Genomic DNA, 20,775 nt, shown 5'->3' on the forward strand with positions numbered 1-20,775 from the left:
ATAAGAATCCATCGCATTCACAATAACCATGTGTTACTGATTCATGCAAGTGAGCCAGATCCCGGGATTCAGACCTCGGACCAGAGCCGAAGCAGGTTGTGGTAGTGGCCGGTCAGCGCCACGGTTTCCTCGCCTTCGCCGAAGCGCGCACGAAGTTTCTGGATGTTCTGGTCGAGTTCGAACAGCATGCCGCGCTGCTGGTCGCTGCGCACCATGCTCTGCAGCCAGAAAAACGAACAGATCCGAGCCCCCCGGGTCACGGGGTGGACGCGGTGCAGGCTGCTGGCCGGATAAAGAATGAGGTCGCCGGCCGGCAGCTTCACTTCGTGCGAGCCATAGGTGTCGATGACCTCCAACTCGCCACCCTCGTAACGGCCGGTTGCCCGCATGCATCTTGAGAATGAACAGGCCGGTGATCGAGAAGACCAGTGCGGCGCCCGCGAAGATGTCGATGAACCAGCTCCACGCGGCACCGGTGTTGCGGCCCTTGTGGAGGTCGTTGAAGTAGGAGAGCCAGCCGCGGTCGGTGCGCTCGTACTCGATCTCGCCGTCGGCCAGGCTCAGGCGCAGCCAGGCGTCGCCGCCAGGGCGGGGGAGCGAGAGATAAATTTCGTCGTCCGACCACTCGGCCTCGCGGCCCGCGGTACCGATGTCCCAGTGCTTCTGCACCCAGGCCTGCAGTTCGGCGGGCAAGGGCGCCTTTCCCTTGAGGGCCTTGGCGGCTGGCAACTGCTTTTCGAGTTGCGTGCGCAGGACTTCATCGACCGAACCGCTCAGCTTCGTGACGGCCGGCCGGGCCTCGATCTGCCCCGCGTGATTGAGCGTGAAGCCCGTGACGCTGAACAGGATCATGCCAATCAGGCAGATAGCCGAGCTCACCCAATGCCATTCGTGCAGGGTCTTGAGCCAGTAGGCTCGTCGGCGGGTGTCGGGGCGGGCGGCAGTCATCATCGAAGGCGCGGATTCTATCCGTGCAAATGAGAGTGACTTCTATTCGTGATTGGTTGAGTTGCGTAAAGCAATAAAAACGGGACCGAAGTCCCGTTGATCGGCAGGCGCGAAAGCCTCGCTTATTCGAGTTCGCCCATCTGCGATTGCAGGTAGTTCTGCACCCCGACCTTGTCGATCAGGTCGATCTGGGTTTCGAGGAAGTCGATGTGCTCTTCCGTGTCGTCCAGGATTTCCTGCAACAGGTCGCGCGAGACATAGTCGCGCACCGATTCGCAATGCGCGATGCCGTCCTTGATGGTCGCTTGCGCGCCGGTTTCGGCGCCGAGGTCGCAGCGCAGCAGTTCCGGCACGTCTTCGCCGATGTTCAGCTTGCCCAGGTCCTGCAGGTTCGGCAGGCCGTCGAGCATGAAGATGCGGTCCATCAGCTTGTCGGCATGCTTCATCTCGCCGATCGATTCCTCGTATTCCTTCTTCGCCAGCTTGTCCAGGCCCCAGTGCTTGAGCATGCGGTAGTGGAGGAAGTACTGGTTGATTGCAGTGAGCTCGTTCTTGAGCTGCGCCTGCAGATGTTCGATGACCTTGGGGTCGCCCTTCATGATCGTTTTCCTTGTTCTGAAAGAGGGGATTGTCCGGTTCCTCGGAGGGCCCGCGCAAGCATTCCCCTGCGCAGTCGGTCTGCATGCGTACGAGGGTGATAGGCGTTCGTATTCGGGCGGGCAACGAAGGCGAGGACGCCTTTGTTTTTCATAGGCCGCACCGATGTTGTCGATAGTTCAATGCTATTAATGTGTCTTATTTGGTAGTTATACTCATGGCTCGCACTTACTTTTGTCCACCCGAAGCATCCAAGGAATCACCATGTCCCTGATCAACACCCAAGTCCAACCCTTCAAGACCCAGGCCTACCTCAACGGCAAGTTCATCGATGTGTCCGACGAGACGCTCAAGGGCAAGTGGTCCGTGCTGATCTTCATGCCGGCGGCCTTCACCTTCAACTGCCCGACCGAAGTCGAAGACGCGGCCGACAACTACCCCGAGTTCCAGAAGCTGGGTGCCGAGGTCTACATCGTGACCACCGACACGCACTTCTCGCACAAGGTCTGGCACGACACGTCGCCGGCCGTCGGCAAGGCCAAGTTCCCGCTGGTGGGCGACCCGACCCACACGCTGACCAACGCTTTCGGCGTGCACATCCCCGAAGAAGGCCTGGCACTGCGCGGCACCTTCGTGATCAACCCCGAGGGCATCATCAAGACCGCCGAAGTGCACTCCAACGAAATCGCCCGCGACGTCAAGGAAACCCTGCGCAAGCTCAAGGCAGCGGTCTACACCGCCGCCCACCCGAACGAAGTCTGCCCGGCCAAGTGGAATGAAGGCGACAAGACCATCGCACCGTCGTTCGACCTCGTCGGCAAGATCTAAGCGCCCCGCGCGAAAGCCCGGGCGCTCACGAGGCCCCGGGCTTTTTCGTCCCCAGTTGATAGTTTCCAGTTATCGAAAGAGAGTCCCTCATGCTCGACGCCAGCACCAAAGCCCAATTGAAGAGTTACCTCGAACGCGCCACGCAGCCGATCGAGATCGTCGCCTCGCTCGACGACGGCAAGGCCTCGGGCGAGATGCTGTCGCTGCTGAAGGACGTCGCCGAAGCCTCGCCGCTGGTCAAGCTGACCGAAAGCCGCGACGACAACCACCGCAAGCCCTCGTTCTCGGTCAATCGCCCGAGCGAAAACCACGGCCCGCGTTTTGCCGGCCTGCCGATGGGCCATGAATTCACTTCGCTGATCCTTGCCTTGCTRCAGATCGGCGGCTATCCCCCCAAGGTCGAGCAGGCAGTGCTCGACCAGATCAAGGCGCTCGACGGCGATTTCGAGTTCGAGATCTACGTCTCGCTCACCTGCCACAACTGCCCCGACGTGGTCCAGGCGCTGAACCTGATGGCAGTGCAGAACCCGCGCATCCGCACCACCATGATCGAAGGCGGCACCTTCCAGGACGAAGTGAAGGAACGGCAAGTGATGGCCGTGCCGACCGTGTTCCTCAACGGCACCGAGTTCGGCCAGGGCCGCATGAGCCTGGAGGAAATCCTCGCCAAGATCGACACCAGCGGCGTCGAGCGCGAAGCGAAGAAGATTGCCGCCAAGGATCCGTTCGACGTGCTGATCGTCGGCGGCGGTCCTGCCGGCGCCGCTGCGGCTGTGTACGCGGCGCGCAAGGGCATCCGCACCGGCGTGGCCTCGGAGCGCTTCGGCGGCCAGGTGCTAGACACGCTGGGCATCGAGAACTTCATCTCGATCAAGGAAACCGAAGGACCGAAGTTCGCGCATGCGCTCGAGGAACATGTGCGCGACTACGACGTCGACATCATGAATCTGCAGCGTGCCAAGGCGCTGGTGCCCGGCAACGGCCTGATCGAAGTGCAACTCGAAAGCGGCGCCTCGCTCAAGAGCAAGTCGGTCATCATCTCGACCGGCGCGCGCTGGCGCAACATCAACGTGCCCGGCGAGCACGAGTTCAAGAACAAGGGCGTGGCCTATTGCCCCCACTGCGACGGCCCGCTGTTCAAGGGCAAGCGCGTCGCGGTGATCGGCGGCGGCAACTCGGGCGTCGAAGCGGCGATCGACCTGGCCGGCATCGTGGGCCACGTCACGCTGATCGAGTTCGACACGGCCCTGCGCGCCGACGCCGTGCTGCAGCGCAAGCTCCAGAGCCTGAAGAACGTCGACATCTTCACCAACGCGCAGACCACCGAGATCACCGGCGACCAGAAGGTCAACGGCCTGGTCTACAAGGACCGTGCGACGGGCGAGCTGAAGAAGGTCGAGCTTGAAGGCGTGTTCATCCAGATCGGCCTCGTGCCCAACACCGACTGGCTCAAGGGCACGGTCGAGCTGTCGAAGCACGGCGAGATCCTCGTCGACGCGCGCGGCCAGACCTCGGTGCCCGGCGTGTTCGCGGCAGGCGATGTGACGACCGTGCCGTTCAAGCAGATCATCATCGCGGCCGGCGACGGCGCGAAGGCGGCGCTCGGTGCATTCGACCACCTGATCCGCACTTCGGCGCCCGCCGCGCCGGCGGCTGCCTGACCGGCTGCCCGATGCAAGAAGGGGTCATCGCAAGTCGATGGCCCCTTTTCTTTGAAGTCTCAGTAGTTCAGCCGCTCCGGCCGCAGTTCCTGCAGGATCGTCGTCGCGATCTCCTCGATCGACTTGGTGGTGGTCGACAGCCAGCGGATGCCGGCGCGTCGCATCATCGCCTCAGCCTCGCTCACCTCGTGGCGGCAGTTCTCGAGGCTGGCATAGCGCGAATCGGGGCGCCGCTCGTTGCGGATCTCGCTCAGGCGCTCGGGCTGGATCGTCAGGCCGAAGATCTTCTTGCGGTGCGGCATCAGGGCCGGCGGCAGCTGGCGGCGGTCGAAATCCTCCGGAATCAGCGGGTAGTTGGCGGCCTTGAGGCCGTGCTGCATCGCCAGGTAGAGCGAGGTGGGCGTCTTGCCGCTGCGGCTCACGCCAACCAGGATCACGTCGGCGCCCTGCAGGTCGCGGTTGCTCTGGCCATCGTCGTGCGCCAGGCTGAAGTCGATGGCCGCGATGCGGGCGTTGTATTCCTTGCTCTTGCTGACGTCGCTGAAGCGGCCGATGCGGTGGTTCGACTTCACGGCCAGTTCGATTTCCAGGGGCCGCACGAAGGTGCCGAACATGTCGAGCAGCATGCCCTTGCAGCCGGTTTCGATCACTTCCAGCACGTCCATGTTGGCCAGCGTGGTGAAGACGATGGGGCGGACGCCCTCGATTTCGGCGGTGTGATTGATCTGCCGCACCGCCTGGTGTGCCTTGTCGACCGTGTCGGTGAAAGGCAGCCGGACATGGCGCGGTTTCATCTCGAATTGGGCCAGAACGGCGTTGCCGAAGGTCTCGGCGGTGATGCCGGTGCCGTCGGAAATGAAGAAAACAGTGCGTGTATGCATGGTCTTGCGGCCTTGTCCTGCGGCGCGCGCGACCTTGCCACGCCTACAATCCGGGCCATTATCGGGAATCCGCTTTCCCAACCCCAATTCTTTCCATGCACACCGCGCTCGCACCCAAAGCAACGACAACGATCGTGCCGCGCCGTCTGCATGCGGCACCGGTTTCAACTTCTGGAGCTTTCCCATGTCTGCACTTTTCGACGCGACCGCCCTGGTCGTACCGTTTGAAAACCTGAGAATGACCGACGTCGAGGCGGTTGGCGGCAAGAACGCCAGCCTCGGCGAAATGATCTCGCAGCTGCCGCAGGGCGTGCGGGTGCCGACCGGTTTCGCGACCACGGCCCACGCATTCCGACAGTTCCTGGCCCACGACGGCCTGGCCGACAAGATCAGCAAGCGCCTCGCCGCGCTCGACACCGAAGACGTGCGCGCGCTGGCCGCCGCCGGCGCCGAGATTCGCGCCATGGTCGAGGCCCAGCCTTTCCCGGCCGACCTGCAAAAAGCCATCGGCGAGGCCTTCGCCACGCTGAGCGCCGGTAACCCCGCCGCCTCGTTTGCCGTGCGTTCCTCGGCCACCGCCGAAGACCTGCCCGACGCCTCGTTCGCCGGCCAGCAAGAGACCTTCCTGAACGTCGTCGGCATCGACGACGTACTGCACAAGATGAAGGAGGTGTTCGCCTCCCTCTACAACGATCGCGCCATCAGCTACCGCGTGCACAAGGGCTTCGAGCACGACGTGGTCGCGCTGTCGGCCGGCGTGCAGCGCATGGTGCGTTCCGACCTCGGCGCCGCCGGCGTGATGTTCACCATCGACACCGAATCGGGCTTCGAAGACGTGGTGTTCATCACCTCCAGCTACGGCCTCGGCGAAACGGTGGTGCAGGGCGCCGTGAATCCTGACGAGTTCTACGTCCACAAGCCGACCCTCAAGGCCGGCAAGAAGGCCGTGATCCGCCGCAACCTCGGCTCCAAGCTGATCCAGATGGAATTCGCCACGCCTGAAGAGAAAAAGGCGAGCGGCAAGCTGGTGAAGACCACCGACGTCAAGGCGGAGCAGCGCAACCGCTATTCGCTGAGCGACGCCGACGTCGAGCAGCTCGCCAGGTACGCGCTGGTCATCGAAGAACACTATGGCCGTCCGATGGACATCGAGTGGGGGAAGGACGGCACCGACGGCCAGCTCTACATCCTGCAGGCGCGCCCCGAGACGGTGAAGAGCCAGCAGCAAGGCAAGGCCGAGCAGCGCTACAAGCTGCTGGGCAAGGGTGCCGTGCTGGCCGAAGGCCGTGCCATCGGCCAGAAGATCGGCACCGGCCCCGTGAGGCTCGTGCACAGCATCAGCGAAATGGACAAGGTACAGGCCGGCGACGTGCTCGTCACCGACATGACCGATCCCAACTGGGAGCCGGTGATGAAGCGCGCCGCCGCCATCGTCACCAACCGTGGCGGGCGCACCTGCCACGCGGCCATCATCGCGCGCGAACTGGGCATTCCGGCCGTGGTCGGCTGCGGTGACGCGACCGATCTGCTGAAGGACGGCACGCTGGTGACCGTGAGCTGCGCCGAGGGTGACACCGGCTTCATCTACGACGGCCTGCTCGAGACCGAAGTGACCGAAGTGCAGCGCGGCGTGATGCCCGAGATCGACCTCAAGATCATGATGAACGTGGGCAACCCGCAGCTCGCCTTCGACTTCGCGCAGTTGCCGAACCACGGCGTGGGCCTGGCCCGCCTGGAGTTCATCATCAACAACAATATCGGCGTGCATCCGAAGGCAATCCTCGACTATCCGAACGTCGACAACGACCTGAAGAAGGCCGTCGAGTCGGTGGCGCGCGGCCACGCCTCGCCGCGCGCGTTCTACGTCGACAAGGTGGCCGAAGGCATCGCGACCATCGCGGCCGCGTTCTGGCCAAAGCCCGTCATCGTGCGCCTGTCCGACTTCAAGTCGAACGAGTACCGCAAGCTGATCGGCGGCAGCCGCTACGAGCCGGAAGAAGAAAACCCGATGCTGGGCTTCCGCGGCGCCGCGCGCTACCTGAGCGCCGATTTCGGCGAAGCCTTCGCGATGGAATGCGAAGCGCTCAAGCGCGTGCGCAACGACATGGGCCTGACCAACGTTCAGATCATGGTGCCCTTCGTGCGCACGCTGGGCCAGGCCGAGCGCGTGACCGGCCTGCTCGCCGAGCACGGCCTGAAGCGCGGCGAGAACGAACTCAAGCTGATCATGATGTGCGAGGTGCCGAGCAATGCCATCCTGGCGGATGAGTTCCTGCAGTACTTCGACGGCTTTTCGATCGGCTCGAACGACCTGACCCAGCTCACGCTGGGCCTGGACCGCGACTCGGGCCTCGAACTTCTGGCCGCCGACTTCGACGAGCGCGACCCGGCCGTCAAGGCGATGCTGAGCCGTGCCATCAAGGCCTGCAAGGACCAGGGCAAGTACGTCGGTATCTGCGGCCAGGGCCCCAGCGACCATCCGGACTTCGCACTATGGCTGGCGGAGCAGGGGATCGAATCGATCTCGCTGAATCCCGACAGTGTGATCGACACCTGGCAGCAGCTCGCCAAGCGCTGACCCGCAAAAGGCATTGGGCCATGTGCCCGCCGCGCGACAGACTGCGGGAATCCCCACAGGGGGATTTCCCGCGTCAGCTTGGTGTCATTGAAACAAGATGCGTTTCCGATGTCAGACTTGCGGCTTAACGGGGCGCATCCCGGCAGCTCGCGGGGGACACCATCATGATTCTTGTAAAGACAGACGCCGGCCAGCAGGTTCTCAAGGATCGCTCGGTGCCGCTCACGCCGCGCCAGCGATCGGCGTTCATCCTGTTCGACGGCAAGCGCTCGGTGGATGACGTGATCGCCGCCGGCATGGGCATCACCGCGGAGGACATCAACCAGATGATGGAACTGGGCGTGCTGGCGCCGGTGGGCGGCAAGCCTGCGGCGACGCCGACCGGGGAGGCCGCGGCCCCCGAAGTTCCGAAGCCGGCTGCGGATGCTGCTGGCTCCGGGCGCAGCAAGCAGCAGCGGTACAAGGACGCCTATCCGATCGCCACGCAACTCACCGGCAGCCTGGGCCTGATGGGTTTCCGGCTCAACCTGCAGGTCGAGGGCACCACCAGCTACGAGGACCTCGTGGCGCTGGCGCCGAAGATCCGAGCCGCCGTCGGCCCTGAGAAGGCCGCGGCGCTCGACAAGGCCCTCAACGACTGAATCTTGCCGGGATGGCCGATACAGGGCTATAATCGCCGGCTTTGCCTTGCCACACTGCGCCCGACGCTGCAGGTGGCTTTTCCTCTTCTTCGGAAGAATCCACAAGGAGTGCCATGCGTCACTACGAAATCATTTTGCTGATCCACCCGGATCAGAGCGAACAAGTTCCGGCCATGCTGGAGCGTTACAAGGGCCTGATCACGGCCGGCGGCGGCAAGGTCCACCGCGTTGAAGACTGGGGCCGCCGTCAGCTGGCCTACCAGATCAACAAGCTCAACAAGGCTCACTACCTGTGCGTCAACATCGAAGCTGAACAAGCCGTGATGGGCGAACTGGAACACGCGTTCAAGTTCAACGATGCCGTGCTGCGTCACCTCACCGTCCAGAAGAAGAAGGCTGAAACCGGTCCTTCGTCGATGATGAAGACGGTCGAGCGCGAAGAAGCCCGCAAGGCCCAGCAGGCCGAATACGCCGCCAACAACAACTGATGGCGTGACTGCTGCCGCTACGGCAACCGGGGTCAACCAGCTTCTGCTGACCGCCTCCGTTGCCGAACTCGGAGCCCTGCGATACACGCCAGCCGGCTTGCCCGCCATCGATCTGAAGCTCGAACACGAGTCGACGCTCCAGGAGGCAGGCAAACCCAGGCAGGTGAAGACGGCCCTCAAGGCCGTTGCCTTCGGCGCCATCGCCGAACGGCTCGCAAGACAGTCGATGGGAAGTCTCTGGCGTTTTCAGGGCTTCCTGGCGACACCGGGCAACGGCAAGCATCCGGTCCTGCATATCCAGGATTTTCAGCAAGATTAATTTTCGACAAGAGGTCCCCAAATGGCCACGTTCAAGAAATTCAACAAAGACAAGCGCCCGAAGCGCAACACCCAGTCGCTGCTGTTCAAGCGCAAGCGCTTCTGCCGCTTCACCGTCGCTGGCGTCGAAGAAATCGACTACAAGGACATCGACACGCTGCGTGACTTCATCAGCGAAAACGGCAAGATCATCCCCGCACGCCTGACCGGCACGCGCGCGATCTACCAACGCCAGCTGAACACCGCCATCAAGCGCGCGCGCTTCCTGGCCATGGTGCCGTACAGCGACCAGCACCGCGTCTAAGGAGCCGAGACCATGCAAATCATTCTTCTGGACAAGGTTCTCAACGTCGGCGGCCTGGGCGATATCGTCAAGGTCAAGGACGGCTATGCACGCAACTTCCTGATCCCGACGGGCCGCGCCCGCCGTGCTACCGCCGCCAACAAGGCTGAATTCGAAGCCAAGCGCGTCGAACTCGAAAAGGCTGCGGCTGCCAAGCTGGCCGAATCGCAAGCCCAAGGCGAAAAGCTCGGTGGCACGACCGTCAAGCTGACGCAAAAGGCTGGCGTCGACGGCCGTCTGTTCGGCTCGGTCACCAACGGCGACATCGCCGAAGAACTGGGCAAGCAAGGCTACAAGGTCGCCAAGTCGCAAGTGCGCCTGCCCAATGGCCCGATCAAGGTTGTTGGCGACAGCACCGTGAGCGTTGCGCTGCACACCGACGTGGTGGTCGACATCACCGTGACGGTCTACGGCGAAACCGCCTGATCGTCCACGGCGCCTTAGTGCGCTGCAGCAAAAGCCGCCTTCGGGCGGCTTTTCTTTTTCTGCGCTCGGGTTATCCAGTCGATTGCACTGGAAGATCACTGTTTATTCACAACCTTGTCCACACGCGCATCCGCGTGCGCGGCTTAGCATGCAGGGTTGCAAGGGAAGTCCATGTCCGCCGTTTTCTCCTATGCCGACAATGACCCGTCGGCCGATCGCCAAGTCGCTCAACTGCGCATTCCGCCTCACTCCATCGAGGCCGAATCGAGCGTGCTCGGCGGCCTGCTGCTCGACAACGGCGCCTGGGACCGAATGGGCGACCTGCTGGTCGACGGCGACTTCTATCGCCACGAGCACAAGCTGATCTATGCCGCCATCGGTGGGCTGATCAATGCCAGCAAGCCGGCCGATGTGATCACGGTCTACGAGCAACTGCAGAACCTCGGCAAGGCCGACGAGATCGGCGGGCTGGTGTATTTGAACTCGCTCGCGCAGTACGTGCCCAGCGCGAGCAACATCCGCCGCTATGCAGAGATCGTGCGCGAGCGCTCGATCCTGCGCAAACTTGTCACCGCCAGCGACGAGATTGCGACCAACGCTTTCAACCCGCAGGGCAAGGCGGTCGACAAGATCCTCGACGAGGCCGAGCAGAAGATCTTCAACATCGGCGAAGAAGGCACGCGGATGAAGCAGGGCTTCCAGAGCATGGATTCCCTGGTGGTCGAGCTGCTCGACCGCGTGACCGAAATGGCCGAGAACCCGAACGACATCACGGGCATTCGCACCGGCTTCCACGACTTCGACAAGATGACCTCCGGCCTGCAGCCGGGCGACATGATCGTGCTGGCTGCGCGTCCATCGATGGGCAAGACCTCGCTCGCGATCAACATCGCCGAGCACGTGGCGCTCGAGGAGGGGCTGCCGGTGGCGGTGTTCTCGATGGAAATGGGTGCCTCGCAGCTCGCGGTGCGTATCGTCGGCTCCATCGGGCGCATCGACCAGGGCCACCTGCGCACCGGCAAGCTCAGCGACGAGGAATGGCCGCGCCTCACCGAAGCCATCGAGAAGCTTCGCACCGTGTCGCTGCACATCGACGAAACGCCGGGCCTGTCGACCAGCGAACTGCGTGCCAACGCGCGCCGGCTTGCGCGCCAGTACGGGCGCCTTGGCCTGATCGTGGTCGACTACCTGCAGCTGATGTCGACCAGCAGCTCGGGCGACGAGAACCGCGCCACGGCCGTGGGCGAAATCTCGCGCGGCCTGAAGATGCTGGCCAAGGAACTCAAGTGCCCGGTGATCGCGCTGTCGCAGCTCAGCCGAGGCGTGGAAAGCCGCACCGACAAGCGCCCCATGATGAGCGACCTGCGCGAATCCGGCGCCATCGAGCAGGACGCGGACATCATCATGTTCATCTACCGCGACGACTACTACAACAAGGAGTCGAAGGAGCCGGGTGTGGCCGAGGTGATCATCAGCAAGCACCGCAACGGCCCGACCGGCACCGTCAAACTGGCCTTCCTGAAGCCGATCACCAAGTTCGAGAACCTGGTGGGCTACAGCAACAACGACCAGTACTGACGCAGCGCGTCAGCCAACGTTGCCGCCAGGCCGGGGCAGCGAGGCCGGCGGCTTCTGCTTTATCGTTTTGCCGTGCGCCGTCTCGGCCTTCACCTGCCGCAGCAGGTCGGCCAGCGTCTTGCCGGGTTCGTCACGAAAGCGCTCGGGCAGCATTTCGATCGTGTCCATGCGGTCCAGGCGAAAGCCGCGGAAGTCGTTGCGCAGCTCGCACCAGGTCGAGAGCGTCCAGACCTTGCCCCAATAGAAGCAGCCGAGCGGCCGAACCGTGCGTTCGCTCGCATCGCCCGACACATCGTGGTAGCTCAATCGCAACTTGTTGTGCGACTGCACCGCCTCGCGCAGCGTCTGCAGCCGCGTGCGCAGCGTGTCGTCCAGGCCCATCGCAGGGGCATAGAGTGCCAGCGCCTCGGCCGAGACGCGTGCCGCCGGTGGCAGCACCGACAGGATCTTGCCCAGCCCGCTCTCGATGTCGCGCGCCAGCGCCGGATCGACCCAGCTCTGCGCGAGCCGCGCCGCGGCCATCAGTGCCGAGGCTTCGTCCTGCGTGAACATCAGCGGCGGCAGTTCGAAGCCCGCGCCCAGCCGATAACCCACGCCGGCCTCGCCCTCTATGGGCACGCCTTGGTGCTGCAGGTCGGCCACGTCGCGGTACACCGTGCGCTCCGACACCTCGAGGCGCTGCGCCAGGAACGCAGCCGTGGTGAGCCGGCGTCCGCGGATGAGCTGCACGAGTTGGAAGAGGCGGTCGGCGCGGCGCATCAGCGGGTTTCGGTGAGTTTCTTCGCGAAGCCTTCGACGAAGCAGTGCTTGCCGCGCTGTACGGCCGCCCCGACGTTCGGCAGATGAAGGCGGCCGGCCAGCCGGGTGCGCCGGTTTTTCCTGATGCTCATGAAACTCCGATGTGGACCGCCACCCTGTCTGGCCCTTCGTAGGCTTCGAAATCGCTGCGGTAGCTGCGCGCGATTTCCGGGTGAGCCTCGAAATACTGCCAGATGCGCTGCCAGGTGGCGATGATCATCTGCGGCATCTTGCCCTGGCCGGTGAACACAAGGTAGTCGCCGGCCTCGATGGCAAGGCTGCCTTCGCCGCCCGAGACGGCGACGCCCGTCGTCACGTCGAAGGCGTCGCGGGTGTCCGACTCGTAGGCCGAATAGACGCCGAAGAGGCGGACGTCAGCGGTGCGGTGCGGCGTCGACTCGTATGTCTGTTCGCCGAAGAACCGATCCCACAGTGCGCCGATGCGGGCCGTTGCGGGATCGTTCTCTTCATGGTTGGTAGTGCGGGCGGTGAGGCCCGCGACGCGGAAGGCGTCCAGGTGTTGGCGGATAGGTTCCATGGGGCTTGTTCTCAAAGTGCCAGCGTCTTCGGATCGGCCTTCATGGCCCGGGCGATCAGCTTCATGTCGGCATCGGTGACGTCGAACATGCCAAAGCGAAACTTGTAGCCCCATTGCCTGGGGTTCTCGATGAAGGCCAGGCGCTCGATCAATGGCGCGATCGGTGCCTCCTGCCCGGCCGTGTAGGCCACGTCGCGGCGCCACGGCACGAAGCCGTCGCCCATGTCGAACTCGTAAGGCTCGCCGGGCTGCACGACGCCGATCGACACGAAGCTCTGCAGCTTGTCCGTGCCGCCGAACACCGTGGCCGGCGAGTAGTAGACGACGCGGTCGCCCGCCGCAACCCGCTTGAGCGGCGCATGCTTGCCATGGCCGACCTGCATGAAGCCGAGCGGCTGGTGGTCGCGGCCGCGCCGTGCATGCTCGGCGCTGGCCACGGCGATCCAGTTGCGTTGCGTCATGGCGGGATCACTCCAGGGAGTGCAGGCCGACTTCGTTGCCTTCGGTGTCGCGCAGGTGGGCGATGAAGCCCATGCCAGGCGGCAAAGCGGACTTGGGCGCCACGATCTGGCCGCCGGCCGCCTCGACCCGCGCGAGCACGGCGTCGATGCTGGGCATGCAGTCGAGGTAGATGCGGATGCCTGTGCCGGCGCGCGCGCTTGCGTTGGCGCCGGCCTGCAGGGCGCCGCCGGTGGCGGGATCGTCGTAGGGGAACACGGCCAATGTCTGGCCGCCGAAGTTCTCGCGGCGCAGCTTGCGGGCCAGCACGGTTTCGTAGAAGGTTTGCGCACGGTCCATGTCGGCGACGGGGATCTCGAACCAGCTGATGGCGTTCTGCTTGTACATGGGTGTTCTTTCGTGTGGTTGAAGGAGCCCCGATGGTGCGGACCGGCTCCTGACAGCGTCTTGTCAGTAGGCTGTCATCGCAGGCGAAAAAATGCCCGCGATGCCCCTGGGGGCACACGCGGGCTCTTGTCGGCCAGGAGTCGCGGCTTAGAGCACGTCGCTCGCGAAATCCGCCAGCCGCGAGCGTTCGCCGCGCGCCAGCGTGATGTGCCCGCCGTGCGGCCAGCCCTTGAACTTGTCGACTGCGAAGGTGAGGCCCGAGGAGCCTTCCGTGAGGTACGGCGTGTCGATCTGAGCGAGATTGCCCATGCAGATGATCTTGGTGCCTGGGCCGGCACGGGTGATCAGCGTTTTCATCTGCTTGGGCGTGAGGTTCTGCGCCTCGTCGATGATCACGTACTTGTTGAGGAAGGTGCGCCCGCGCATGAAGTTCATGCTCTTGACCTTGATGCGGCTGCGGATCAGCTCGTTGGTGGCCGCGCGGCCCCACTCGCCGGCGCCGCCGCCGTCGCCCTTGGCCAGGAACTCGAGGTTGTCGTCGAGCGCCCCCATCCAGGGGCCCATCTTTTCTTCTTCGGTGCCGGGCAGGAAGCCGATGTCTTCACCCACGCTCACGGTCGCGCGGGTCATGATGATCTCGGTGTAGCGGCGGTCGTCGAGCACCTGCGTGAGGCCGGAGGCCAGCGCCATCAGGGTCTTGCCGGTGCCGGCGGTGCCGGTCAGCGTGACGAAGTCGATCTCCGGGTCCATCAGCAGGTTCATCGCGAAGTTCTGCTCGCGGTTGCGCGTGTTCACGCCCCAGACCGCGTTCTTGCCCGAGCTGTAGTCCTTCAGCGTCTTGAGTACCGCGGTCTTGTCGCGGATCTCGGTGACGCGCGCGTACATGCTCGGCTCGCCCGGTGCCTCGAAGAAGACGAACTGGTTGATGTACAGGTTGGGCACCAGCGGACCGCTGATCCGGTAGAAGGTGTTGCTGCCGCTCTGCCAGCTCTCGACCGTCTTGCTCTGGCGGGTCCAGAAGTCGGGCGGCAGCGCCAGCGAGCCGGCGTACAGCAGGTCGCCGTCTTCCAGCGTCTTGTCGTTCTGGTAGTCGTCGGCGGCCAGGCCCAGCGCACGCGCCTTGACGCGCATGTTGATGTCCTTCGACACCAGCACCACTTCCTGCTTCGGCTTGCCCGGCCGGTCCTTGGCGTACTCGTCGCGCAGCGCGTGCACCACGCCCAGGATCTGGTTGTCGGCCTTGCCTTGGGGCAGGCTGATCGGCAGCGAGTAGTCGAGCGGAGCGGTCTGGAAGAACAGCCGGCCGCCGGCTTCGCGGTGGCCGGTGGTGTCGAGCTTCAGGCCCTTGTCGATGTCGGCATCCTGGGCGCCAGCGAGCGCGTCGAGCGTGCGGCTGGTCTGGCGGCCGTTGCGCGCGACTTCGGTGGTGCCTTTCTTGTGGCCGTCCAGCTCTTCCAGCACGATCATCGGCAGGAAGATGTCGTGCTCCTCGAAGCGGAACAGGCACATCGGGTCATGCAGCAGCACGTTCGTGTCGAGCACGAACAGCTTGGCGGGGCCGGTGGACTTGCTGCGTTTGGGCCGTGCCGGTGCCTGCGGCGCCGGGGCCGGGGCGGGGGGGGTGGCGACGACCGGTGCCTTCGTCTCGACCTGGATGAGGGCTTGCGGCTGGGGCGCGCTCACGGGTACGGGCGCCGGTTTCGACTTGGCCCGGCGTGCCGGTCGCACAGTGTCGCCGCCGCCGGCACTGTCGGTGCCGAGGCTGTCGAACAGTTCCAGCGGCTGCGGGCTGCGCGCCGTGGTCTCGTCAGCGCGCGAATCGCCGGAACGGCGCGAACCCCTGTGCGAGGACCGGGCGGGTGCGTCGATCGCGTCCGGCGAGAGCAATGCAGCGCGTTTCGTGGGGGCGGGAGGCAATGGCATGTGTCAGATCGCTCGCAGAAAGTGGGAACCAGAAAACAAAAAAGCCGCCTGAAGACCAAGGCGGCTTTGTTCGGGGGATGCGGTCGTGGAGCTCAACGGCATGAGCCCATTATGCACACCGCGGATGACGCGCCGGAGGCACTTTACGCACTGCGTTGGGCATTTCCCACGCAAGAGCGGAAAAGCGCACGGCCGGCTCGCCGGGAGGCGGTCAGGCGGCCTTCTTGAGTGCCTTGACGGCCTTGAGCACGTCGTCGACATGGCCGGGAACCTTGAGCCCGCGCCATTCGGCCTTCAGGATGCCGTCGGCGCCGATAAGGAAGGTGCTGCGTTCGATGCCCTTGACCTTCTTGCCGTACATGATCTTGTTCTTGACCACGCCGAACATGTGGCACATTTTTTCTTCGGTGTCGGCGATGAGTTCGAAGGGCAGCTCGAGCTTGGCCTTGAACTCGTCGTGCGACTTCATGTTGTCGCGGGATACGCCGAACACCGTGGCGCCGGCCTTTTCGAAGTCCTTGTAGCGGTCGCGGAACTGCATGGCTTCGGTAGTGCAACCCGGAGTGTTATCTTTCGGGTAAAAATACATGACCAGCACATGGCCGAGATGCGAGGTATTCGAGACCTTGAGGCCGCCCGTGGCGTTGGCGTCGAATTCAGGAATGGGTTTGTTGACAACGATCGCCATGAAACTTGTTTTCTCCGTTAGATTCCGCTCCTGAGCCCTCTCGCCCCGTTTCGGACGGGACTTGCTCAAGGAATGGAGGATTGGTCGTTGCTAACTTAGGGGTAGCTGGCCTGTTCGCAACCCGGTATTTTACCCCGAAAACACCTCTCTCAGCCACGCGGCGGGCTCTCGACCAGCAGGGCGGCGATCACGTGCCGGCCTTCTCCAGCCAGGATGTTGTAGGTTCGGCAGGCTGCAGCGGTGTCCATGGTCTCGACACCGGTGCGTTGCGCCATCAGGGGTTTCAGCCAGCCGGGTTGGGGAAAGCGGATGCGGTTTCCGCTGCCGAAAATGATCAATTCCGCGCCCAGGGCGGCCAGTTGCTCGAAATGTTCGGCGCCGAGCTGGTCGAAGCTCGAGCAATTCCATTCGAAGCGCTCGCCGCGCGAGCCCACTACCACGCTGCCTTCGACTTTTTCGTTGTTGATCGCCACCCAGCCGGGGCCGTGCGCGGTAAGGGACTGGGCGTCGGATTTGTCGGGCTGGAGCTTCATCTGGGCACTGGGAACTGTGGTCAAATTATAGGTTTTCCCTAGTGCCACGGGGCTCGCAAGGGCCTTTGCCTTCGAGTAAGCAACCCGTTCAACCCGTTAATTTCCGCGCCCGGGAGGGCCCTTTGAAGCAGCTCAAGAAATCGGCCAAGCTGGCCAACGTTCTCTATGACATCCGCGGTCCCATCATGGATGCCGCCAAGCAGATGGAAGAGGACGGCCAGAAGATCATCAAGCTCAACATCGGCAACCTCGCCGTGTTCGGTTTCGATGCTCCCGAGGAAATCCAGCAGGACATGATCCGCAACCTGCCCACCTCGGCCGGCTATTCGGACAGCAAGGGCGTCTTCGCGGCACGCAAGGCGGTGATGCACGAGACGCAGAAGCAGGGCATCGCGGGCGTCACGCTCGACGACATCTACCTCGGCAACGGCGCCAGCGAGCTGATCGCCATGTCCACCAATGCGCTGCTCAACGACGGCGACGAATTGCTGCTGCCGGCCCCCGACTACCCGCTGTGGACCGCCTCCACGAGCCTGTCGGGCGGCACGCCGGTGCACTACCTGTGCGACGAGGCCAACGGCTGGATGCCGAATCTCGACGACATCCGCGCCAAGATCACGCCGCGCACCAAGGGCATCGTGGTCATCAACCCGAACAACCCGACCGGTGCGCTGTATTCCGACGAGCTGCTCAAGAGCATCGTGGCCATCGCGCGCGAGCACGGCCTCGTGATCTTCGCCGACGAGGTCTACGACAAGGTCCTGTACGACGGCGTGAAGCACACCGCCATCGCCAGCCTGTCGAGCGACGTGCTCACGCTCACCTTCAATTCGCTCTCCAAGAGCTACCGCTCGTGCGGCTACCGCGCCGGCTGGCTCGTGGTGTCGGGCGACAAGCGCAGCGCGCAGGACTACATCGAGGGCCTGAACATGCTCTCGAACATGCGCCTGTGCGCCAACGTGCCCGGCCAGTGGGCCATCCAGACGGCGCTCGGCGGCTACCAGAGCATCAACGACCTCGTGTGCGAGGGCGGCCGGCTGCGCCGCCAGCGCGACCTGGCCTACGAACTCATCACCGCCATTCCGGGCGTGAGCTGTGTCAAGCCGAGCGCCGCGCTCTACATGTTCCCCAAGCTCGATCCCGAGGTCTATCCGATCGAGGACGATCGCCAGTTCTTCCTCGAACTGCTGAAGGAAACCCGCGTGATGCTGGTGCAGGGCACCGGCTTCAACTGGGCCACGCCGGATCACTTCCGCATCGTGTTCCTGCCCCATGAAGACGACCTGCGCGAGGCCATCAACCGCATCGCGAGGTTCCTGGAACAGTACCGCCTGCGCCGCCAGTCGCGGCCATGAAGCCTGCCTGCATCACTGCTGCCGCCACCCCATCGAAACCATGAACGCGACTCTCCCAATGAAACCCATCCAAGTAGGCCTGCTCGGCGCAGGCACGGTCGGCAGCGGCACCTTCAAGGTGCTCCAGCGCAACCAGGAAGAGATCAAGCGCCGCGCTGGCCGCGGCATCGAGATCACCATGGTGGCCGACCTCGACACTGCCCGCGCCCGCGAAGTGGCCGGCGAAAGCGTCAAGGTGGTCAGCGATGCGCGCGAAGTCATCGCCAACCCCGACATCGACATCGTCATCGAGCTGATCGGCGGCTATGGCATCGCCAAGCAGCTCGTGCTCGAGGCCATTGCGGCCGGCAAGCACGTGGTCACGGCCAACAAGGCATTGCTCGCCGTGCACGGCACCGAGATCTTCGCGGCCGCGCACGCCAAGGGCGTGATGGTGGCCTTCGAGGCGGCGGTGGCCGGCGGCATCCCGATCATCAAGGCGCTGCGTGAAGGCCTCACGGCCAACAGCATCCAGTGGCTGGCCGGCATCATCAACGGCACCACCAACTTCATCCTGTCCGAGATGCGCGACAAGGGCCTGGATTTCGCGACCGTGCTGAAGGAAGCGCAACGCCTGGGCTACGCCGAAGCCGACCCGACCTTCGACATCGAGGGCGTCGACGCCGGCCACAAGGTCACGCTGATGAGTGCCATCGCCTTCGGCATTCCGGTGCAGTTCGACAAGGCCCACATCGAGGGCATCACCAAGCTCGCCGCGCAGGACATCAGGTACGCCGAGCAGTTGGGCTATCGCATCAAGCTGCTGGGCGTGACCAAGCGCACTGCCAAGGGCATCGAACTGCGCGTGCACCCCTCGCTGGTGCCCTCGAAGCGCCTGCTGGCCAACGTCGAAGGTGCGATGAACGCGGTGGTGGTGCACGGCGACGCCGTGGGCACCACGCTCTACTACGGCAAAGGCGCAGGCAGCGAGCCGACCGCCAGCGCCGTGATCGCCGACCTCGTCGACATCACCCGCCTGCATACTGCCGACGCCGCGCACCGCGTGCCGCACCTGGCCTTCCATCCCGACGCGATGAGCGACCTGAAGGTGCTGCCGATGTCGGAAGTTGTCACCAGCTACTACCTGCGCCTGCGCGTGGCCGACCAGGCCGGCGTGCTAGCCAAGGTCACGGGCCTGCTGGCCACCGCCGGTATCAGCATCGATGCCGTGCTGCAGCGCGAAGCCGACGAAGTGGGCGGCGAAGGTTCCACGCAGACCGACCTGATCATCCTCACGCACGACGCGCGCGAAGGCACCGTCAACGACGTGATGGCCGAGCTGCAGGCGCTGCCCACCGTGCTCGAACCCATCGTGCGCATCCGCAAGGAAGAGTTGAAGTGAACTACCTGAGCACCCGCGGCCACCCGGACCGCAAGCGCTTCTGCGAAATTCTCCTCGAAGGCCTTGCGCCCGATGGCGGCCTCTATCTGCCCGAGGCGTATCCGCAGGTCGACACTGCCACGCTCGCCAAATGGCGCGCGCTGCCGTACGCCGAACTGGCGTTCGAGATCCTCTCGCTCTACATCGACGACATTCCGGCCGCCGACCTGAAAGCGATTTGCGCGAAGACCTACACCGCCGAAGTGTTTGGCACCGACGAGATCGTGCCGCTGCGCGAGCTCGAGGACGGCGTGTACCTCGAAGCCCTGTCCAACGGCCCCACGCTGGCCTTCAAGGACATGGCGATGCAACTGCTCGGCAACCTGTTCGAGTACGAGCTGGCCCGCCGCGGCGCGGAGCTCAACATCCTCGGCGCGACCAGCGGCGACACCGGCAGCGCGGCCGAATACGCCATGCGCGGCAAGAAGGGCGTGCGTGTCTTCATGACCTCGCCCGACGGCCGCATGAGCCCGTTCCAGCAGGCGCAGATGTTCAGCCTGCAGGACGAGAACATCCACAACATCGCCATCACCGGCGTGTTCGACGATTGCCAGGACATCGTCAAGGCGGTGTCGAACGACCTGGGCTTCAAGCGCAAGTACCGCATCGGCACGGTCAACTCGATCAACTGGGCGCGCCTTCTGGCGCAGGTCGTCTATTACTTTGCGGGCTACTTCCAGGCCACGGCGAGCAACGACAAGCCGGTGAGCTTCACCGTGCCCTCGGGCAACTTCGGCAATGTCTGTGCGGGCCACGTGGCGCGCTCGATGGGCCTGCCGATCCAGACGCTGGTGGTCGCCACCAACGAGAACGACGTGCTCGACGAGTTCTTTCGCACTGGCGTCTACCGCGTGCGCGCGGCCGTCGACACGCACGAAACCTCCAGCCCGTCGATGGACATCAGCAAGGCCAGCAACTTCGAGCGCTTCGTGTTCGACCTTGTCGGGCGCGATGCGGCCAAGCTGCGCAAGCTGTTCGTGGACGACCTGGGCCTGCAGGGCAGCTTCGATCTGAGCGCCGACCCGGCGTTCAAGCAGGCCGCGGGGCGCTTCGGCTTTCGCAGTGGCCGCAGCACGCACGCCGACCGCCTGGCCACCATTCGCGACACCGACAAGCGCTTTGCCACGCTGGTCGACCCGCACACGGCAGATGGCCTGAAGGCTGCACGCGAACAGCACGTGCCCGGCGTGCCGATGGTGGTGCTCGAAACGGCGCTGCCGATCAAGTTTGCGGCCACGCTGGTCGAGGCGCTCGGCGCGGAGCCCGCGCGGCCGAAGAAGTTCGAAGGCATCGAGGCGCTGCCCAAGCGCGTCGTCAAGCTGCCTGCAGATGCCGAGGCCGTCAAGGCCTACATCGCCGAAAACTGTGACTGATCGCGGTCGGGTCT

General features: G+C 64.2%; 22 protein-coding genes and 2 pseudogenes. 12 read left to right on the plus strand and 12 right to left on the minus strand.

What is annotated here, in order from left to right; genetic code table 11:
* Positions 1–68 precede the first annotated feature (68 nt).
* The 3 genes and pseudogenes from AC1DFC_RS16070 to bfr form a co-directional block, all read right to left on the minus strand.
* Positions 69–371, minus strand: a pseudogene (locus AC1DFC_RS16070) (2OG-Fe(II) oxygenase); the annotation flags it as partial.
* Positions 352–948 (minus strand): annotated as a pseudogene (locus tag AC1DFC_RS16075) (PepSY-associated TM helix domain-containing protein); the annotation flags it as partial. The pseudogenes AC1DFC_RS16070 and AC1DFC_RS16075, both read right to left, overlap by 20 nt.
* A gap of 122 nt (positions 949–1,070) precedes the next feature.
* On the minus strand, positions 1,071–1,547 hold the full coding sequence (gene bfr / locus AC1DFC_RS16080) for a bacterioferritin (RefSeq protein WP_007830763.1): 477 nt from the start codon (positions 1,545–1,547) through the stop codon (positions 1,071–1,073).
* A gap of 262 nt (positions 1,548–1,809) precedes the next feature.
* Between bfr and ahpC the strand changes: the two genes are divergently transcribed.
* Both ahpC and ahpF read left to right on the plus strand, forming a co-directional pair.
* Positions 1,810–2,373 (plus strand): alkyl hydroperoxide reductase subunit C, encoded by a 564-nt coding sequence (gene ahpC, locus AC1DFC_RS16085; protein WP_007830764.1) that lies wholly within the window; start codon positions 1,810–1,812, stop codon positions 2,371–2,373.
* 89 nt (positions 2,374–2,462) lie between these two features.
* Positions 2,463–4,034: an alkyl hydroperoxide reductase subunit F gene (ahpF, locus tag AC1DFC_RS16090; RefSeq protein ID WP_007830766.1), complete on the plus strand. Its 1,572-nt coding sequence runs from the start codon at positions 2,463–2,465 to the stop codon at positions 4,032–4,034.
* Positions 4,035–4,093: 59 nt separating this feature from the next.
* On the opposite strand, the gene ppsR is transcribed toward ahpF, so the two are convergent.
* Positions 4,094–4,915, minus strand: coding sequence for a posphoenolpyruvate synthetase regulatory kinase/phosphorylase PpsR (gene ppsR, locus AC1DFC_RS16095; protein ID WP_007830768.1), 822 nt, complete (start codon positions 4,913–4,915; stop codon positions 4,094–4,096).
* 184 nt (positions 4,916–5,099) lie between these two features.
* On the opposite strand from ppsR, the gene ppsA reads away from it, so the two are divergent.
* The 7 genes from ppsA (at position 5,100) to dnaB (ending at position 11,287) form a co-directional block, all read left to right on the plus strand.
* On the plus strand, positions 5,100–7,493 hold the full coding sequence (gene ppsA / locus AC1DFC_RS16100) for a phosphoenolpyruvate synthase (protein WP_007830770.1): 2,394 nt from the start codon (positions 5,100–5,102) through the stop codon (positions 7,491–7,493).
* Between the two features lie 164 nt (positions 7,494–7,657).
* Positions 7,658–8,134: a hypothetical protein gene (locus AC1DFC_RS16105; RefSeq protein ID WP_007830772.1), complete on the plus strand. Its 477-nt coding sequence runs from the start codon at positions 7,658–7,660 to the stop codon at positions 8,132–8,134.
* Positions 8,135–8,247: 113 nt separating this feature from the next.
* Positions 8,248–8,622, plus strand: a complete 375-nt coding sequence (gene rpsF, locus AC1DFC_RS16110; protein ID WP_007830775.1) for a 30S ribosomal protein S6 — start codon at positions 8,248–8,250, stop codon at positions 8,620–8,622.
* Between the two features lie 4 nt (positions 8,623–8,626).
* Entirely contained in the window at positions 8,627–8,941 is a 315-nt protein-coding gene (gene priB / locus AC1DFC_RS16115; protein WP_007830777.1) for a primosomal replication protein N, read from the plus strand.
* 21 nt (positions 8,942–8,962) lie between these two features.
* Complete coding sequence (gene rpsR, locus AC1DFC_RS16120) at positions 8,963–9,244, plus strand: 30S ribosomal protein S18 (protein ID WP_007830781.1); 282 nt, start codon at positions 8,963–8,965, stop codon at positions 9,242–9,244.
* 12 nt (positions 9,245–9,256) lie between these two features.
* A complete protein-coding gene (gene rplI / locus AC1DFC_RS16125; protein ID WP_007830783.1) occupies positions 9,257–9,709 on the plus strand; it encodes a 50S ribosomal protein L9 in 453 nt (150 codons plus the stop codon).
* Between the two features lie 171 nt (positions 9,710–9,880).
* A complete protein-coding gene (dnaB, locus tag AC1DFC_RS16130) occupies positions 9,881–11,287 on the plus strand; it encodes a replicative DNA helicase (protein WP_007830785.1) in 1,407 nt (468 codons plus the stop codon).
* A 9-nt stretch (positions 11,288–11,296) separates the two neighbouring features.
* Here dnaB and AC1DFC_RS16135 read toward each other — a convergent pair whose 3' ends face one another.
* From AC1DFC_RS16135 to AC1DFC_RS16170, 8 genes are all read right to left on the minus strand, one after another.
* On the minus strand, positions 11,297–12,046 hold the full coding sequence (locus tag AC1DFC_RS16135) for a helix-turn-helix transcriptional regulator (protein ID WP_007830788.1): 750 nt from the start codon (positions 12,044–12,046) through the stop codon (positions 11,297–11,299).
* On the minus strand, positions 12,046–12,177 hold the full coding sequence (locus AC1DFC_RS16140) for a hypothetical protein (RefSeq protein WP_007830791.1): 132 nt from the start codon (positions 12,175–12,177) through the stop codon (positions 12,046–12,048). Before AC1DFC_RS16140 ends, AC1DFC_RS16135 begins: the two co-directional genes overlap by 1 nt.
* Positions 12,174–12,623, minus strand: coding sequence for a GyrI-like domain-containing protein (locus tag AC1DFC_RS16145; protein WP_007830793.1), 450 nt, complete (start codon positions 12,621–12,623; stop codon positions 12,174–12,176). The genes AC1DFC_RS16140 and AC1DFC_RS16145 overlap by 4 nt, the downstream gene beginning before the upstream one ends.
* A gap of 11 nt (positions 12,624–12,634) precedes the next feature.
* Positions 12,635–13,084 (minus strand): EVE domain-containing protein, encoded by a 450-nt coding sequence (locus AC1DFC_RS16150; RefSeq protein WP_478179580.1) that lies wholly within the window; start codon positions 13,082–13,084, stop codon positions 12,635–12,637.
* 7 nt (positions 13,085–13,091) lie between these two features.
* The gene (locus AC1DFC_RS16155; RefSeq protein WP_007830797.1) at positions 13,092–13,469 is read right to left on the minus strand and encodes a VOC family protein; all 378 of its coding nucleotides are present in this window, start codon (positions 13,467–13,469) and stop codon (positions 13,092–13,094) included.
* Positions 13,470–13,616: 147 nt separating this feature from the next.
* Positions 13,617–15,392: a PhoH family protein gene (locus AC1DFC_RS16160; protein ID WP_478179581.1), complete on the minus strand. Its 1,776-nt coding sequence runs from the start codon at positions 15,390–15,392 to the stop codon at positions 13,617–13,619.
* Between the two features lie 211 nt (positions 15,393–15,603).
* Positions 15,604–16,080, minus strand: a complete 477-nt coding sequence (locus AC1DFC_RS16165) for a peroxiredoxin (RefSeq protein WP_007830801.1) — start codon at positions 16,078–16,080, stop codon at positions 15,604–15,606.
* Between the two features lie 149 nt (positions 16,081–16,229).
* Complete coding sequence (locus tag AC1DFC_RS16170) at positions 16,230–16,613, minus strand: Mth938-like domain-containing protein (protein ID WP_007830803.1); 384 nt, start codon at positions 16,611–16,613, stop codon at positions 16,230–16,232.
* A 122-nt stretch (positions 16,614–16,735) separates the two neighbouring features.
* On the opposite strand from AC1DFC_RS16170, the gene AC1DFC_RS16175 reads away from it, so the two are divergent.
* From AC1DFC_RS16175 to thrC, 3 genes are read left to right on the plus strand one after another with little or no spacing between them, the layout of a single operon-like run.
* Positions 16,736–17,968 (plus strand): pyridoxal phosphate-dependent aminotransferase, encoded by a 1,233-nt coding sequence (locus tag AC1DFC_RS16175; RefSeq protein ID WP_007830805.1) that lies wholly within the window; start codon positions 16,736–16,738, stop codon positions 17,966–17,968.
* Between the two features lie 58 nt (positions 17,969–18,026).
* Positions 18,027–19,349, plus strand: a complete 1,323-nt coding sequence (locus AC1DFC_RS16180; protein ID WP_007830808.1) for a homoserine dehydrogenase — start codon at positions 18,027–18,029, stop codon at positions 19,347–19,349.
* Positions 19,346–20,761 carry a threonine synthase gene (thrC, locus tag AC1DFC_RS16185; protein ID WP_478179582.1) on the plus strand — a complete coding sequence of 472 codons (1,416 nt, stop codon included), beginning with the start codon at positions 19,346–19,348 and terminating at the stop codon, positions 20,759–20,761. Before AC1DFC_RS16180 ends, thrC begins: the two co-directional genes overlap by 4 nt.
* Positions 20,762–20,775 lie beyond the last annotated feature (14 nt).

The sequence above is a fragment of the Variovorax sp. 10L421 genome (assembly GCF_056395365.1).